Genomic DNA, 16351 nt, shown 5'->3' with positions numbered 1-16351 from the left:
ATGGATTTATTATGGATTTAAGCAATCAAAACCGTTCTAAAGGTAACTGTACTATCAGTTGCAACAACTGCAGTATCAGTCAGTTATGCTTACCGTTCTCTTTAAATGGTAGCGAAATGGACAAACTAGATGAAATCATTGAGCGTAAAAAACCGCTTCACAAAGGCGATTTTCTTTTTGAGTCAGGTAATGCGTTAAACTCAATTTTTGCAGTAAGATCTGGTTCGTTTAAATCCTATACGCTTTCTGAGCAAGGTGATGAGCAAATTACTGGCTTTCATTTAGCGGGTGATTTAGTAGGCTTTGATGCAATTAATAAAATGCAGCACCAGAGCTTTGCACAGGCACTTGAAACATCAATGGTCTGTGAAATTCCTTTCGATACACTTGACGAATTAGCAGGAAAATTACCAAAACTGCGTCAACAAATCATGCGTCTGATGAGTAATGAGATCAATTATGATCAAGAAATGCTATTACTTTTAAATAAAAAGACTGCCGAAGAACGCTTAGCGACATTCATTTATAACTTATCAAATCGTTTCGGTGAGCGAGGTTTTTCACGCAAAGAGTTCAGATTCACCATGACTCGTGGTGAAATTGGTAATTACTTAGGCTTAACGGTTGAAACCATCAGCCGCCTTCTAAGCCGTTTCCAAAAGGCTGAGATCATTAAAGTTGAAGGTAAGTTTATTACCATTTTAGATATACCAGGTTTAGCTAGAACTGCTGCAATTAGTTGTTGATCTACTACAACATTTACAACGTTTATACTTTCACCTTTGGCTAGATGCGTTACACTAAACGTGTACAATTTAGCCAAAAAGGTGAACTCCATGGACCAAATTAAGCATATATTAGCGGTTGTAGACCCAACCAAAGAACAACAACATAGTTTACAACGCTCTGTCAGTTTAGCCCAAAAAACTGGCGCCAAGATCACCGCTTTTCTTTCTATTTATGACTTTTCCTATGAAATGACTACCATGCTTTCAAAAGAAGAGCGTGATGCCATGCGTGATGCTGTGATCAAAGACAGAGAAGCATGGCTAGATGAACTAACCGCTTCATTTTTAGATATAGATATAAGCAAAAAAGTCGTTTGGCATAACCGTCCTTTCGAGGCCATTATAAAAACTGTTATTAACAGTGATTTCGACTTAGTCGTAAAAAGTACCCACCAGCATGACACCTTAAAGTCTGTTATTTTTACGCCCACAGACTGGCATCTTATTCGTAAATGCCCCACTCCAGTTTTACTTGTTAAAGATCATGCTTGGCCAGAACAAGGGCATGTACTGGCTGCCGTGAATGCCGCTTCTGATAATGAACAGCATCAAGCGCTTAACGATCGAATTATTAGTGATGCTAAGTTCATTTGTAATATTGCTGATGCGAAGCTAAGTATTGTAAACACGTACCCTGCTACACCTGTGAATATTGCTATTGAGATCCCCGAATTTAATCCATCACAATATAATGAGGCTGTAAAAAAACATCATGAAGATGAAACTTATGCTTTGGCTGAAAAGTTTTCTTTAGAACGCGGTCAATGCGTTATCAAAGAAGGTTTGCCTGAAGATGTAATTCCATATGTCGCGAAAGAGTTTAAATCAGAACTAGTTGTGATTGGTACTGTTGGCAGAACTGGTCTAAGTGCAGCTTTAGTCGGGAATACTGCAGAACATGTAATCGATAGTTTAGATTGTGATGTTTTAGCACTCAAACCTGATGGATATAAAAGCCCCTTAGAAGATTAATTATACTTCACCAAACCAGCTTAGACGTGCATTTTAAGGTGGTTTGGGTATAATGCGCCCTTATTTTTTCCGTCATTTAAATAGGGGGCCGAGTGTCTCACTCAAAAGAAGCCAAAACCGCTTATAACCTGAATAAACTTCAAAAGCGTCTGCGTCGATTAGCTGGTCAAGCTATTGGTGATTTCAACATGATCGAAGAAGGCGATCGTATCATGGTTTGCCTTTCTGGCGGTAAAGATAGCTACACCCTATTAGATGTTCTTCAGCACCTTCAACGCGTTGCCCCTATTAAATTTGACGTGTTTGCGATCAACCTTGATCAAAAGCAGCCCGGCTTTCCAGAACACATACTGCCTGAGTATTTAGATGGTCTAGGCATTGAATATAAGATCGTTGAAGAAGACACTTATAGCATAGTAAAAGATAAGATCCCTGAGGGTAAAACAACTTGCTCACTGTGCTCACGTCTTCGCCGCGGTATTTTGTACCGTACAGCAAAAGAAATGGGCGCGACTAAAATTGCTCTTGGTCATCACCGCGATGACATGATCGAAACCATGTTTTTAAACATGTTCTACGGCGGTAAGTTAAAAGGCATGCCAGCTAAGCTCATGAGTGATGACGGCCAGCATATGGTGATCCGCCCTCTAGCTTACTGTAAAGAAGCTGATATTGAGCAGTACGCGACAGCACAAGCGTTCCCGATTATTCCTTGTAACTTGTGTGGCTCTCAAGAAAACCTTCAGCGCAAACACGTTAAAGCCATGTTACATGAGTGGAATAAATCAAACCCAGGTCGTATTGAAAGTATCTTCACTTCAATGCAAAACGTCGTCCCCTCGCATTTAGCAGATGGTGAGTTGTTTGATTTTAAAAACCTCCAAACAGGTGAAGTGATTGACGGCGGTGATATTGCCCTTGATAAACCTGAGTTTAAAGAGCCAGCAATGGAACAGGAAGAAGAAGAAAACTCAGTAAAAATCCAACCAATCGAGTTGGTTTAAGCTTTTTAGTAAAGCCGCTAATTCACTTAGCGGCTTTATACGTCACAAATCATAAATCACAGCTACAACTCTTCACGTAATTACTTCTCATCTAAACTCATAACTTAAAGAATTTGTTAGACGAATTAGTCTAAATTGAGTTTTAAGCCTGTTCAAAAATCTCAGGTACAAAAAAAGCGACCAATTGGCCGCTCTCTTGACTTAAAACAACGATTAAGCGTCGTTTTGTTCTTCTTGTGCCTTTTCAACTGAAATTGCAAGTTCAGTTAATGCATCTGGGTTTGCAACACTTGGTGCATTTGTCATTAAACAAGATGCCTGCGTTGTTTTCGGGAATGCAATCACGTCACGAATGTTATCTGTTCCGCAAAGCAACATAACTAAACGGTCAAGACCGAATGCAAGACCTGCATGTGGTGGTGTACCGTACTTAAGTGCGTCAAGTAAGAAGCCAAACTTATCTTCTTGTTCTTGCTCTTCAATACCTAGAATGCGGAATGCAGCTTGTTGCATATCGTTATTGTGAATACGAACAGAACCGCCACCTACTTCATAGCCATTCAGTACCATGTCGTATGCATCGCTGATAGCCGCCGCTGGGTTAGCTTCAAGTTCTGCTGCAGAGATATCTTTTGGCGCAGTAAATGGGTGGTGTACTGCATGTAGGTTGCCTTCATCGTCTTCTTCGAACATCGGGAAGTCTACAACCCATAATGGTGCCCATTTATTTAGGTCTGTAAGTTCAAGGTCTAAACCCACTTTCAGACGTAACGCGCCCATCGCTTCGTTTACAACATTGCGCTTATCAGCACCAAATAGGATGATGTCACCCGTTTGTGCATTTGTGCGCTCAAGCAGTGAATTAATGACTTCTTCATTTAAGAATTTAGCAATTGGAGATTGAACGCCTTCAACACCTGCATCACGGTCATTAACTTTCATCCAAGCTAGACCTTTCGCACCGTAGATACCTACAAACTTTGTGTATTCATCAATTTGCTTACGAGATAGTTTTGCACCGCCTGGTACAGTTAATACTGCTACACGACCTTTTTCATCGTTTGCAGGTGCAGCTAATACTTTGAACTCTACATCTTTAACAATGTCAGCCACATCAACAAGCTCTAACGGGTTACGTAGGTCTGGCTTGTCTGAACCAAAACGGCTCATCGCTTCGCTGTAAGGCATTGTTGGGAAAGTACCTAAATCTACCTCAAGAAGCTCTAGCCACATTTCACGAATTAAACGCTCTGTTACTTCTCGAACTTGATCAGACGTCATGAATGACGTTTCTAAATCAATTTGTGTAAATTCAGGCTGGCGGTCAGCACGTAAATCTTCATCACGGAAACACTTTACGATTTGGTAGTATCGGTCGAAACCAGACATCATCAATAATTGTTTGAACAGCTGAGGAGACTGAGGTAACGCATAAAAACTACCTTTATGCACACGACTCGGTACTAAATAGTCACGCGCCCCTTCTGGCGTTGCTTTAGTAAGCACTGGCGTTTCGATGTCTAAGAAGTCATTTGTGTCTAAGAAACGACGCACAAAACTGCTTGCTTTGGCACGAAGCTTAATTCTGTCAGACATTTCAAGGCGACGAAGATCTAAATAGCGATACTTTAAACGACGCTCTTCAGAGTTTTGCTGGTTAAAGTCTAATGGTAATGGCTCAGAGCGGTTAATTACCGTTAAACCAGTGCCTAAAATTTCAACTTCACCTGTTGCCATATCTTTGTTAATTTGGCTTTCAGGACGCGCACGTACAGTACCCGTTACTTTTACACAGAACTCTTGACGTAACGTATTCGCCACATCCATCAGACCTTCAACTTCAGGATCAAACACCACCTGAACTAACCCTTCACGGTCACGTAAGTCGATGAAAATTAGACCACCTAAGTCACGACGTTTGTTGATCCAACCACATAGTTCTACTTCTTGACCAACATGGCTGCTGTTTAAATTTCCGCAGTATATAGAGCGCATAGCATTCCTGTTTGTTCAGCAAGCTTAGTGCTGAACTTCGTTTAATGAAAAAATTGCTCCAATTATATAAAAATCGCCGTTAATGTCATCCTTGAAGTGCCGAGCTTTCGCAATAGTTTGTAAATTTTCCAACTAATGCACCTATTTGCTACACTCTTGTGCTCATATTAAGTCATTTATTTAAAAATATGCTTTATTTAGGTTGTCCACAATGGAGTAGCTCTCACTGGAAAGGTCGTTTTTTTTCGTCTAACTGTGCGCCAAGTAATATGCTCTCAGAATATGCCCAAATTTTTAACACAGTTGAAGGTAACACCAGTTTTTATGCAGACCCCAAACCTGACACCATAAATAAATGGTATCAGGCAGTGCCCGAGGATTTTAAATTTACCTTTAAGATACCGAGACGCTTTAGCCATGACATGGCGTTACAATACTGCCAAGATGACTTAAAAGTTTGGCTTGATTTGTTTAGCCCACTTTTTCCTAAAATCGGGCAAGTAATGCTACAGCTTCCCAAATCATGTTCCCCCGAATATTTGCACCGTATTGAAAAATTCTGTGCTTTATTACCAGAGCAGCTTAATCTTGGCGTTGAAGTAAGACATTTAGGCTTTTTTGACAAAGGCGATAATGAACGCAATTATAACCAATTCTTAATGAAACATAATTACAACCGCATCATGATGGATACACGCCCTCTTTTTAGTGAAATACCAAACACAGAAGCCATCATTGATGCTCAAGCTAAAAAGCCTAAAGTACCTCTTCATGTCATAGCCACCAGCAATGCACCGATAGTTAGGTATGTCGGCACATCAAACCTTGAAGACAATAGAGCTTTTTATAAACCTTGGTTAAATAAAATTCGTTTATGGCTTGAAGAAGGCAAAACCCCCTATGTGTTTTTCCATACTGCCGATAACTATGACGCACCACTTTTAGCAAGACAGTTTATTGCTGATTTAGGTTTAGGGCATAATGTCAGTTTGCCATTTCCTGCTGAAAAAGAAGCAAAGCAAAACTCATTGTTTTAGAATTGAATCAAATTAGAATAGAGAGCAACCAGTGTCTCACCCTTATACACACTATTTCAGTCATTACCCAGAAAATATTCAAACGCAAGTTAATATGCTTATCAGTAATAATAAGCTACTTTCGTTTTTCAAAAACAAATATCCTGTCGGTCATGCTATGAAAAACGATAAATTACTTTTTGAATTCACCAATGAACTCAAGCAACGATATTTAAAGAATGCCCCTAAGTTGCAACAGGTACAGTATAAGAAGCAGAAAGATTTAGTAAAAAATGCACTGGGCACACATACCTTTAAGCGACAACAGCATGGTGGTAAATTAAAAGCCAAACATGAAATCGCCATTGCTGAGCAACTTCGTTTAGCACCTGAACCACTCTTAAAAGCTTTAGTTGTACATGAATTAGCGCACTTCAAAGAAAAAGAGCACAATAAAAGTTTTTATAACCTCTGTTGCCATATGGAACCTGAATATCATCAGCTTGAACTAGAGTTGAGGTTATTTTTAGTACTGCAGCAAGAGCAACTCAGTTTTTACTAAGCACAAAAAAAGCAGGCCGCGCCTGCTTTTCTGTTTAAACTTTAACTTCTTACAAACCTAACTCAGCCATGAAATCATCGTCAGCATCATCGCTTACATCATTATTTGCTGCAGCTTTTGCTTTTGAAGCATCTTGCTTAGCTTTATTAGCTTTATTAGCTTTGGCTTGATTTTCAATAATTGAATCGGGGTCAACAGATTCAGCAATGTCGAAATCATGCAGTTTAATAAACTCAGTCTTATCCATCGCTAGTTCAAGATAGAAGATATTTTGATTTTGCGTCGTAAATGTTACACGACGCGCCTGAGGGCGGTCCATCGTTGTATCAACAGAAATTTGCACCTGCTTGTTAATCGCCATCATCTTCGGCTGATTCTGCGTTATAGATGTGTGCAGCTGTTCACGAACCTTGCCAGTGAAATCACCAACCATTTGGTTCATTAACTCACCTAATACGTTTGATACGTCATCCGACAAATGACTCTGCGCTATTTCATCTTCCGGCATACCCATATTTCGCATGTAATCTTGATAAATTTCCATCGCAGATTGTTGCGTGAAATTCATCACAACCAGTCCTGTGAAACCACCGTCAAACAATACAAAACAACCAATATCAGGCCGCATACAAGTACGCGTTATTTTTTGTACCATTGCTGAATATGAAATTTGATTGCCACTTGCTGAGGATAAAACTTCGGTCACCGAGTGGCACAGGGTTGATAAAATATCTTCTGTGCTAATCACTTTGTTTCTCGCCATTTTTTTCTCTTTCTTACCTAACCGAACTTACAGATAAGATATGTGACAAGTTAATAACTTACAACAGAAATGTAGCGAATAAAGCCATTCGTTACACTAATAGAACAATTATTAAGCTAGCTTTGGCTCTGAAACTATTAAACAGTGACTGAACCCACCATATCTGAAATTCCGTTAGCGTTTATTTATATCTTGTCTTGTTTAGTCGTGAGATTTTCGCAAGTGGCCACGTCATCAACAAACAAACCACCATAACACCAATACTTTCAGTTTTATCTAATGCGATTGAATAATAAGTACTGCCTACAATTGTAATTATAATTAAAAGCCAAAGAGCTATGTAAATAGATCGAAATTTATGAAAAAAATCGCATAGTTTTAAAAACCACATGCTGAGTTCCTTGCATCGAATTACATGACTAGAGAATAGTCCACTACTGTGGATTAATAATTGATCACATCGACATTTTAAGCAAATTTTTAATAAAATATTTCAATTTTTTAACCTGTTTCCTCTAACACAATTAACCCCTGACTAATTTTTCAAAAATGCTAAAATACCCATATTATTTTTAAAGAGAGATACACAGTGACTGGCAAAGACAGCATTTACGCCAATCAAATTGAAGTGAAAGACTTTACTTTCGATGCCAATGTCGTCGAAGTTTTTCCTGACATGATCCAACGCTCCGTGCCAGGTTATGCAACAATCGTCAGCACCATGGGCAAACTTGCAGGTCAGTTTGCACAAAGTAATTCTAATTTATACGATTTAGGTTGCTCTTTGGGTGCCGTTACTTTGAGCATGCGTCGCAATATCGAAAAAGAAAATTGTACTATTATCGCCATTGATAACTCTGAACCTATGGTCGAGCGCTGCAAACTTCATCTAAAAGGCTTTAAATCTGACGTGCCTGTTGAAGTAAACTTAGCCGATATCAATGATGTTAACCTTGAAAATGCCAGCGTTGTTGCTATGAACTTTACCTTACAGTTTATTCCACCTGAGCAGCGCAGAGCATTACTAGAGAAGATATACAACAGCCTTAAGCCTGGTGGTGTGCTTCTTCTCAGCGAGAAATTTCGTGGAGAAAATGAACAGGCTGATAATTTACTCATTGACTTGCACCACGACTTTAAGCGTCATAACGGCTATTCAGAATTAGAAATAAGTCAAAAACGTACAGCTATCGAAAATGTGATGCGCACAGATTTATTGAGCACTCATTTGACGCGCTTATCTGATATTGGCTTCAGTCAAACTCAGGTTTGGTATCAATGCTTCAACTTCTGCTCAATGGTTGCGATTAAATAACGGAATTAAAATGAATACTTGGTTTACAGATTTTTATGCGGCCATTGCTAAAGGGCCACTTAGTCACTGGTTAGATACACTTCCGGCGCAATTAACACATTGGCAAAAAGAAGCCCAACATGGTGATTGGCCAAAGTGGGAAAAGGTCCTTAAGAACCTACCAGAATCAAACACGCAGCATATTAATATCACAGATAAAGTGGAGTTTGGTTTAGAAACAGAGCTATCTGAAGGCCACACAAAACAACTGACACACTTACTAAAGCGCATGATGCCGTGGCGCAAAGGCCCTTTTCATATCCATGGCATTCACATTGATACTGAGTGGCGCAGTGATTGGAAATGGGAACGTTTAGTTGAGCACATCAGTCCACTTCACGGACGTACTGTCTTAGATATCGGCTGTGGCTCAGGTTATCATTTATGGCGAATGAAAGGTGCGGGAGCTGAATTTGTTGTTGGCATTGACCCATCAGACTTATTTTTATCGCAATTCCAAGCAATCAAACATTTCAATCAAGATGAAAACGTACACCTTTTACCGCTGGGAGTTGAGCAACTACCTGAACTAAAGGCCTTTGATACGGTTTTTTCCATGGGTGTTTTATACCACAGACGCTCTCCGATTGATTTTTTGGCGCAGCTGAAAGCCCAATTACGCAAAGGCGGCGAACTCGTATTAGAAACACTGGTAGTTGAAGGCGATGTGCATACTGTACTAGTACCTACAGATCGCTATGCGAAAATGCGTAACGTTTGGTTTATTCCAAGCACAGCAGCATTAACTTTATGGCTTGAGCGCGTCGGTTTTAAAAATATTCGAGTTGTGAATGAAGACATAACATCATTAGATGAGCAAAGACGTACTGAGTGGATGGAGACAGAATCTTTGGCTGATTTCCTTGACCCCAACGACCCAACTAAAACCATCGAAGGCTACCCTGCCCCACTTCGCGCAATAATTATCGCCGAAGCTTAGTATTCAATATTAAGTACATATTGTTTTAAAAATACGCAGCATAATTAGCTGCGTATTTCATTTATGAAGGATATCTGTCCTTACCACTTAGATTCAACTAGCCCCTCCTAAGCAATTGTTGTAAAATACGCGCGTTTCTAAGCAACCCCTATTAGCAAATTTGAGGAAAACCTGTGAGCGAGAATAAACAGTCTCTTAGCTACAAAGACGCTGGCGTTGATATTGATGCGGGTAACGCACTAGTTGAGCGCATTAAAGGCGTAGTGAAAAAAACGCGTCGCCCAGAAGTAATGGGTGGCATCGGTGGTTTTGGTGCACTATGCGAACTTCCAACTGGTTATAAAGAGCCTGTATTAGTTGCTGGCACAGATGGTGTTGGTACAAAACTTCGCCTTGCTATCGATCTTAAAAAGCACGACACAGTAGGTATCGACCTAGTTGCAATGTGTGTAAATGACCTTATCGTTCAAGGTGCTGAACCACTATTTTTCCTTGACTACTATGCAACAGGCAAACTAGACGTTGACGTTGCTGCTGACGTAGTAACTGGCATTGGTAAAGGTTGTGAGCTTTCTGGCTGTGCGCTTATCGGTGGTGAAACTGCTGAAATGCCAGGTATGTACGAAGGTGATGATTATGACATGGCAGGCTTCTGTACTGGTGTTGTAGAGAAATCAAAAATCATCGACGGTACTAAAGTAGCAGCTGGCGACCAACTTATCGCACTTGCTTCAAGCGGCCCTCACTCAAACGGTTACTCGCTTATTCGTAAAGTGCTAGAAGTATCAGGCGCAGATACTAATTCAGAATTCGAAGGCAAAACATTAGGCGAGCACCTAATGGAACCTACGCGTATCTACGTTAAGTCTATCCTAGAGCTATTAAAAGACGTTGATGTACATGCGCTTTCTCATATCACTGGTGGTGGTTTCTGGGAAAACATTCCTCGCGTATTACCTGAATCTGCAAAAGCAGTTGTTAAAGGTGATAGCTGGCAATGGCCTGCAGTGTTCAACTGGCTACAAGAGAACGGTAACATTGAAACACACGAAATGTACCGCACATTCAACTGTGGTGTTGGTATGGTTTTAGTGGTTCCTGCAGACAAACTTGAGCAGAGCCTTGAGATCTTAAAAGCACAAGGTGAAGACGCGTGGCACATTGGTGAAATTCAAACTGCAGCAGCAGGTGAAGAACAAGTAGAAATCATTGGTGGTGCTGAGTAATGTCAGCATCGCGTATTGTTGTATTGATTTCAGGCAGTGGGTCAAACCTACAAGCCATTATGGATGCTTGCCAAAGTAAGCAAATCAGTGGTGATGTTGTGTCTGTTATCAGCAATAAGGCCGAAGTTTTCGGCCTAACACGCGCAGAGAACGCAGGCATTGAAACCTGTGTTCTTAGCCACAAAGATTTCGCATCACGCGAAGACTATGATGCACAACTTGCACAATTAATTGACTCTTTTAACCCAGATCTAGTTGTATTAGCTGGATTTATGCGTATTCTTACTCCTAGCTTAGTGCAAAAATTTAAAGGAAAAATGTTGAACATTCATCCTTCTTTGTTGCCTAAGTATCAAGGGCTGAATACCCACCAAAGAGCAATAGATGCAAAAGACGACGTGCATGGCGTAAGTGTCCACTTTGTAACAGAAGAATTAGACGGTGGACCTGTTGTTTTACAAGCTAAAGTACCAATTTTAGCAGATGATACGGCAGAGTCACTTGCCCAGCGGGTTCACGAACAAGAACATATAATCTATCCTTTGGCGGTCCAATGGTTCAGCGAACAGAGACTAACAATGGAAGCAGACTATGCCGTTTTTGACAATCAACCCCTTCCACCGCAAGGCGCGCACTTCACAGAATAAAAATATTAGCGCTTGGTTTATTGCACTAAGCGCTATTTTCTCAACATCGGTTTTTGCCGATACGATTACTCCCTATCGCGCAGAATATGAAGTTAGCCGTAAAGGTTCAGTTCAAGGCAGCGCACTTCGTGAATTAACAAAAAGCGCTGACAATACTTATATACTGACTTATCAGAGTGATATTGAGTGGATGATTTTCTCTGATGAGAGAAATGAACGCGCGAAATTCAAAATAAGCAACAATCAAGCTATTCCTCTTGAATATGCAATGTCACGAACAGGTACTGGTCCAGACAAGCAGTACAATCTTGTATTTGATCAGAATAAGAAGCAAATCTTTTCAAGCAAAAAGAAACATCCGCTAAAAGTTGATTGGAAAGCAGATCAAAAAGATTTACTCACTTATCAATTTCAATTGCGACAAGATTTAAAAGCCGGAAAAACTTCATTTAGTTATCCGATCATAGATAAAAATGGCAATCAGCGTAATTATGATTTTGAAGTTGATGGAAAAGAAACCATCACACTGCCTATTGGTAATGTTGAAACAATCAGAGTTAAGCGTCTATATGATAATAACAAAAGACAAGCAACAGCTTGGTTTGCCCCAGAATATGATTACTTACTTGTAAAAATGTATAAGGGTAAAGAAGGAATCGAACAATTCCAAGTCCAGCTAAAACAGTATGACAAATAGAATTACTCGCAGAGATAACAAAAAGCCAAGCAGTCGCTTGGCTTTTTGCTTTTTTGGCACTGTAAAATGCTAGATTATTTCACCTAACTTAAACAACGCAAATTCGCCAGGCTCCATCTTTTGCCATTGTTCATCATTAGTCAGTGGCCGAGTTGCAATCACAGTAACCACATCGTTTGGTGTCGTCTCTTGTTGAAAATCAACAACCATATCTGCATCAATTAAAGTCGCTTTACCAAATGGTGCTCTTCGGGTGATCCAATGCAAATTATTTGTACAGAATGCCAAAACAAACACACCATCTGTCAGTAGCATGTTGAAGACGCCCTTCTCTCTTAATTCGTTAGCAAGCTTTGCAGCATAGCGAAACACAGAAGCCATATTAGAAGGTCGCTTTGGATACTTTTCACGGATTTTGTCTAAGATCCAACAAAACGCCAGCTCACTATCGGTATTACCAACAGGCTTATAAAATTCTGATTTTAAATCTTGGTAATTTGAAAGTTGGCCATTGTGTGCATAGGTGATTTCGCGACCCCAAAGCTCTCGCGTGAACGGATGTGTATTCTCTAAACACGTGCGACCACGATTGCCCTGACGAATATGGCTAATTACCGAAACACTTTTAATTGGGTAAGCTTTGACTAGTTTCGCAATTTCAGATGTACAACTTGGCTCTGGATCTTTAAATGTACGGCAACCTTTACCCTCGTAAAATGTAATACCCCAACCGTCTTTGTGAGGTCCGGTATTACCACCGCGCTCTAAAAGGCCAGAAAAACTAAAACAAATGTCCGTAGGCACATTGGCTGACATGCCAAGAAGTTCACACATTCACAAAATCCATAAAAACAAAATTGAAACCAATCATATTATGACAGTATTCGAAAAGGGTTAACACTAGGAAAATTAAGCTTTATATAACCAATTAATCGAGCTTATAAAAAAGCCCCGTAAAACACGGGGCTGGTTGGGAGAATTTTTAATTGACTATAAACCGAATACCACTTTTTCACTTTTCAGCATGCGGCTGCTTAGGTAACTAAACACACCGAATAGCCCTAAAGTGACCAATGTTGATAAAGCCAGTTGTGCGACAGGAATATCATTACCTTTGATAAATTCAATCATGGCGTATTGTTGTGCCGCGATTGGTAGCCACTGTACAACGTCTGTCGCGATATCATAGGTAGTTACCATGCTAAGACCCATAGGTACAAATAAAACCATGGTTACATAGGTTTGCGCTTCTTTGAACGACTTAGCCATGAAAGACACAAATACTTGTAAACTTGCTGACATCAACGCAATTGGTAAACCAATCACAAAACAGAACAACATAAATTCAATGCTTAAGTTAACACTAAAGCCAAGCTGTTCCCAAGGCACCATGCCATAGGCAAACTTTGATACCACTAAGATAAGAGCCAAACCTAACATTGAGAATGTTGCTATTGCACCTGACTTCGCCAAGACGATTTGTAATGTGCTAATTGGGTGGCTTAGTAATAATGCAATTGAATTGCGCTCACGCTCACCAGCACTGGTATCAATGGCTAGGTTCATTGCTGCATAAAACAGAGTCAGTACGATAGATAGCGTCGCGATACCTAAGAACATACCGCCTTTAGAATCAGGTGTTGCTTGATCATGCACTTGTACATCAACGGCTCTCATAAGAGTTGGATCAACACCTCTTGCCAATAAACGTAAACTCGCAACCTCAGAGTTATAGCGTGCGAGTGAGCGTTCTAAACGAGAGATTGAATTGCGTAACTTCTCATTAGACTTATCGGCTATCACAGTAACCGTTGCAGGTCGGCCTTCAGACATCTTTACAGCAAAATCATCGCTAACCTCTAACACGATATCTTTAACATCGTCGCCAGTACCATGCACAATTTCTTTACTTTCAAGATATTGAACTAGATTAGGAGCTTGTTCTGCGTTTTTAATGGTAATTTTTAAATCTTCTGGTGAGGCTAATTGCTTTAACATCACTGAAAATAGTAAACACATAAGGATTGGTGTACCAATGGCATAATACAAACCTGCCATTACCGAACGCTTGTCACGGCTTGCATCCAATACTTCTTTTTTAAATAAAACTGACAGTAACTTCATCATGCTGCAATTCCTTCATCACTACCGATTAATTCAATAAACGCTTCTTCTAGGCTTTCTTTGCCAGTTCGCTCGCATAATTCAGCTGGCGAGCCTTCTGCCACAACTTGCCCTTTTGCCATCACCACAACATGATCACACAGTGCTGCCACTTCTTGCATTACATGGCTTGAGAACAGCACGCAGTGTCCCTGCTCTTTCAGCATCAATAGTAACTCGCGAAGAATACGCGTGCTCATTACATCAAGACCTCGAGTAGGCTCATCAAGTATAATGTTTGTCGGCTTATGCACGATTGCTTGCGCCAGCGCCGTTTTCATATGCTGACCTTGTGAAAAGCCTTGGCAACGTCTGTCAGCAATGTCGTCCATTTTTAATTTACTTAAAACATCTTGGGTTGCAGCTTTTGCAGCACCCGTCTCCATGCCACTAAGTTCAGCATAGAATTGAATGTACTCGCGCGGTGTCAAACGCTCGTATAAACCACATGGATCTGGAAACAAACCCAGTTTTTGTTTTGCAGCCATTGGCTCTTTTGCGACATCAATGCCATCAATCTCTGCATTGCCACTATCAGCTTTTAATAAACCAAATACAGTACGTAAACAGGTGGTTTTACCTGCACCATTTGGTCCCAACAAACCTGTGATTTTGCCATTTTTCGCAGTAAAGCTCAGGTTATTCATGGCTTTTACTGAACCGATTTTCTTTTCTAAGTTATTTACAGAAATCATTTTTTACTCCTTTTCATTCGATTCAGAATCATTGTCTGCTTGCAATGCAACACCATTTAAGTTCATAAAAAACTGTTTGCGATTGTCTTTTTCTAAACAAGTCGCGTCTAATTCTTCAGTCCCATTCGAATCAATAAATTTACCTACAATACTCGCAGCACAGGTTTGTGATACCACACCATGCGTTGCACTCTCAGCAATCAAGTGTTTTGCGTTACTCATTTCTACCATTGCCATTTCAGCCCAACTTGCAGGCGTAGCAGGATCTAAACCACCTGATAATAAAAGCGTAGGAATATCTGTTTTAACTGGTTCATAGAAAGATTTATCTACCGGTTTAGCATCCCAAATAGGACATGCGATATCAAAGCCTTCAATCATCATTCGTCCCAGATAAGATTCGCCATGATCTGAACGAGATGCATCGGTTAAACTCGGCCAATCTTCAGAGCAGACTACTGCACTGTGCATACCCATCGCCATACTATCCATCATATCTGTCGAAGAAAGTAGACCTACAATCGGTGAATAATCACCATTCAAGGCTTCACTAATTGCTACAGGTACTAATGCACGCGTGGTGTGACTGTATAAGGCCATACGGACTGTGCTAAATACCTTCATTTTAGTCAGTACTAAGTTTATCTTTTTGTGGGTTCTTGGATGACGAACAGTTGTTTCAATCGCTTGTTCATCTAATTGTTCAAGTAACTTATAAAAGTTCTCTTTCAGATTTGGGTAATTTTTTGAGCAATTTGCATCTGCTTCACATCTATCAAATAAAGCATTCATTGAGTCATCAATCGCTTTACCTATTGCTGTTAAACTTTGCTGCATAGGCACAACCCCATCGAGTGTGCTGGTGATCACAGAACCCGGGAATTGACGAGTATATTCTTGCGCTATACGCGTACCATATGACACGCCGTATAGATGAAGGCCTTTATATCCTAACGCTTCTCTTACTGCATCAAAGTCTTTTGCCGCTGCTACAGTAGAATAATGTGTTAGGTCGGTATTAAGATCGTCTTTACACTTTAGTGTTTCTTCTTTTGCGAAGGTATCCATGTCTTCGGTTAAATCATTTAACTCAAATTGTGAGATTAAATCTACACCTTCACATTGAAGCTTATTGGATTTACCTGTGCCACGTTGATCAACTAATAATATATCTCTAGATTCACGTGCAAAGCGAAGATTTCTATCAAAAATAGCCGCTAACTCTGTGGCTGATTGACCTGGACCACCAGCAAAACCAAGTACGGCTTCATCAGGTTTACTTGGCTTGATTGCAGGAATGATTGTAAAATGAATATCTATTTCACCATCCGCTGGATTATCTGAAACTGGCTGCTTAATGCTGCCGCATAATAATCTGTCATCTAAACCCTTTGCATAACATGGAGTAAGTTCTGGTTTTACTTTGTTATCTTGCTCTGCAATAGCTGAAGATGAAAGCCCCATCATTAACGGCAGAGCCGCTAATTTAAAAAGACCTGTTTTTGTCATGTTACTTCTGCTCATCATTG

The 16351-nt window shown here is 40.2% G+C and carries 16 protein-coding genes; 10 read left to right on the top strand and 6 right to left on the bottom strand.

The window, feature by feature from the left end:
* Positions 1 to 11: 11 nt before the first annotated feature.
* The 3 genes from C1E24_RS15515 to ttcA all read left to right on the top strand — a co-directional run bounded on the left by C1E24_RS15515 (position 12) and on the right by ttcA (position 2764).
* A complete protein-coding gene (locus C1E24_RS15515) occupies positions 12 to 746 on the top strand; it encodes an FNR family transcription factor (RefSeq protein ID WP_138482988.1) in 735 nt (244 codons plus the stop codon).
* Between the two features lie 90 nt (positions 747 to 836).
* On the top strand, positions 837 to 1760 hold the full coding sequence (gene uspE, locus C1E24_RS15510) for a universal stress protein UspE (protein ID WP_138482986.1): 924 nt from the start codon (positions 837 to 839) through the stop codon (positions 1758 to 1760).
* 92 nt (positions 1761 to 1852) lie between these two features.
* On the top strand, positions 1853 to 2764 hold the full coding sequence (ttcA, locus tag C1E24_RS15505) for a tRNA 2-thiocytidine(32) synthetase TtcA (RefSeq protein ID WP_138482984.1): 912 nt from the start codon (positions 1853 to 1855) through the stop codon (positions 2762 to 2764).
* Positions 2765 to 2977: 213 nt separating this feature from the next.
* Here the strand turns inward: ttcA and aspS are convergent, their stop codons facing one another.
* A complete protein-coding gene (aspS, locus tag C1E24_RS15500; protein ID WP_138482982.1) occupies positions 2978 to 4759 on the bottom strand; it encodes an aspartate--tRNA ligase in 1782 nt (593 codons plus the stop codon).
* A gap of 188 nt (positions 4760 to 4947) precedes the next feature.
* Between aspS and C1E24_RS15495 the strand changes: the two genes are divergently transcribed.
* A complete protein-coding gene (locus tag C1E24_RS15495) occupies positions 4948 to 5796 on the top strand; it encodes a DUF72 domain-containing protein (protein WP_138483048.1) in 849 nt (282 codons plus the stop codon).
* 31 nt (positions 5797 to 5827) lie between these two features.
* Positions 5828 to 6337, top strand: a complete 510-nt coding sequence (locus C1E24_RS15490) for a M48 metallopeptidase family protein (protein ID WP_138482980.1) — start codon at positions 5828 to 5830, stop codon at positions 6335 to 6337.
* 49 nt (positions 6338 to 6386) lie between these two features.
* On the opposite strand, the gene C1E24_RS15485 is transcribed toward C1E24_RS15490, so the two are convergent.
* A complete protein-coding gene (locus C1E24_RS15485; protein WP_138482978.1) occupies positions 6387 to 7100 on the bottom strand; it encodes a DUF3334 family protein in 714 nt (237 codons plus the stop codon).
* Positions 7101 to 7689: 589 nt separating this feature from the next.
* Here C1E24_RS15485 and cmoA point away from each other — a divergent pair.
* The 5 genes from cmoA to C1E24_RS15460 all read left to right on the top strand — a co-directional run bounded on the left by cmoA (position 7690) and on the right by C1E24_RS15460 (position 11964).
* Positions 7690 to 8415, top strand: coding sequence for a carboxy-S-adenosyl-L-methionine synthase CmoA (gene cmoA, locus C1E24_RS15480; protein WP_138482976.1), 726 nt, complete (start codon positions 7690 to 7692; stop codon positions 8413 to 8415).
* A gap of 10 nt (positions 8416 to 8425) precedes the next feature.
* Complete coding sequence (gene cmoB / locus C1E24_RS15475; protein ID WP_138482974.1) at positions 8426 to 9394, top strand: tRNA 5-methoxyuridine(34)/uridine 5-oxyacetic acid(34) synthase CmoB; 969 nt, start codon at positions 8426 to 8428, stop codon at positions 9392 to 9394.
* Between the two features lie 173 nt (positions 9395 to 9567).
* Positions 9568 to 10620, top strand: coding sequence for a phosphoribosylformylglycinamidine cyclo-ligase (purM, locus tag C1E24_RS15470; RefSeq protein ID WP_138482972.1), 1053 nt, complete (start codon positions 9568 to 9570; stop codon positions 10618 to 10620).
* A complete protein-coding gene (gene purN, locus C1E24_RS15465) occupies positions 10620 to 11267 on the top strand; it encodes a phosphoribosylglycinamide formyltransferase (RefSeq protein ID WP_138482970.1) in 648 nt (215 codons plus the stop codon). Before purM ends, purN begins: the two co-directional genes overlap by 1 nt.
* Positions 11212 to 11964, top strand: coding sequence for a DUF3108 domain-containing protein (locus C1E24_RS15460; RefSeq protein ID WP_138482969.1), 753 nt, complete (start codon positions 11212 to 11214; stop codon positions 11962 to 11964). Before purN ends, C1E24_RS15460 begins: the two co-directional genes overlap by 56 nt.
* A gap of 69 nt (positions 11965 to 12033) precedes the next feature.
* Here C1E24_RS15460 and C1E24_RS15455 read toward each other — a convergent pair whose 3' ends face one another.
* From C1E24_RS15455 to C1E24_RS15440, 4 genes are all read right to left on the bottom strand, one after another.
* Complete coding sequence (locus C1E24_RS15455; protein ID WP_138482967.1) at positions 12034 to 12798, bottom strand: class II glutamine amidotransferase; 765 nt, start codon at positions 12796 to 12798, stop codon at positions 12034 to 12036.
* Positions 12799 to 12954: 156 nt separating this feature from the next.
* A complete protein-coding gene (locus tag C1E24_RS15450; RefSeq protein WP_138482965.1) occupies positions 12955 to 14091 on the bottom strand; it encodes an ABC transporter permease in 1137 nt (378 codons plus the stop codon).
* Positions 14088 to 14822: an ABC transporter ATP-binding protein gene (locus C1E24_RS15445; RefSeq protein ID WP_138482964.1), complete on the bottom strand. Its 735-nt coding sequence runs from the start codon at positions 14820 to 14822 to the stop codon at positions 14088 to 14090. Before C1E24_RS15445 ends, C1E24_RS15450 begins: the two co-directional genes overlap by 4 nt.
* 3 nt (positions 14823 to 14825) lie before the next feature.
* Positions 14826 to 16346: an alpha/beta fold hydrolase gene (locus C1E24_RS15440; RefSeq protein WP_431188332.1), complete on the bottom strand. Its 1521-nt coding sequence runs from the start codon at positions 16344 to 16346 to the stop codon at positions 14826 to 14828.
* Between the last annotated feature and the right edge of the window lie 5 nt (positions 16347 to 16351).

Source organism: Pseudoalteromonas phenolica, assembly GCF_005876835.1.
GTDB lineage: Bacteria > Pseudomonadota > Gammaproteobacteria > Enterobacterales > Alteromonadaceae > Pseudoalteromonas > Pseudoalteromonas phenolica_B.
The sequence above is the reverse complement of the archived record's forward strand: the minus strand, read 5'-3'. Positions and strand labels throughout refer to the sequence as shown.

Bases quoted from the DNA above. Each gene is read 5' to 3' on its own strand.
- C1E24_RS15440 (WP_431188332.1), bottom strand. From the start codon at position 16,346: ATGAGCAGAAGTAACATGACAAAAACAGGTCTTTTTAAATTAGCGGCT.
- C1E24_RS15460 (WP_138482969.1), top strand. From the start codon at position 11,212: ATGCCGTTTTTGACAATCAACCCCTTCCACCGCAAGGCGCGCACTTCA.
- cmoB (WP_138482974.1), top strand. From the start codon at position 8,426: ATGAATACTTGGTTTACAGATTTTTATGCGGCCATTGCTAAAGGGCCA.
- C1E24_RS15495 (WP_138483048.1), top strand. From the start codon at position 4,948: ATGCTTTATTTAGGTTGTCCACAATGGAGTAGCTCTCACTGGAAAGGT.
- C1E24_RS15445 (WP_138482964.1), bottom strand. From the start codon at position 14,822: ATGATTTCTGTAAATAACTTAGAAAAGAAAATCGGTTCAGTAAAAGCC.
- uspE (WP_138482986.1), top strand. From the start codon at position 837: ATGGACCAAATTAAGCATATATTAGCGGTTGTAGACCCAACCAAAGAA.
- C1E24_RS15485 (WP_138482978.1), bottom strand. From the start codon at position 7,100: ATGGCGAGAAACAAAGTGATTAGCACAGAAGATATTTTATCAACCCTG.
- purN (WP_138482970.1), top strand. From the start codon at position 10,620: ATGTCAGCATCGCGTATTGTTGTATTGATTTCAGGCAGTGGGTCAAAC.
- C1E24_RS15455 (WP_138482967.1), bottom strand. From the start codon at position 12,798: ATGTGTGAACTTCTTGGCATGTCAGCCAATGTGCCTACGGACATTTGT.
- C1E24_RS15450 (WP_138482965.1), bottom strand. From the start codon at position 14,091: ATGATGAAGTTACTGTCAGTTTTATTTAAAAAAGAAGTATTGGATGCA.
- C1E24_RS15515 (WP_138482988.1), top strand. From the start codon at position 12: ATGGATTTAAGCAATCAAAACCGTTCTAAAGGTAACTGTACTATCAGT.
- aspS (WP_138482982.1), bottom strand. From the start codon at position 4,759: ATGCGCTCTATATACTGCGGAAATTTAAACAGCAGCCATGTTGGTCAA.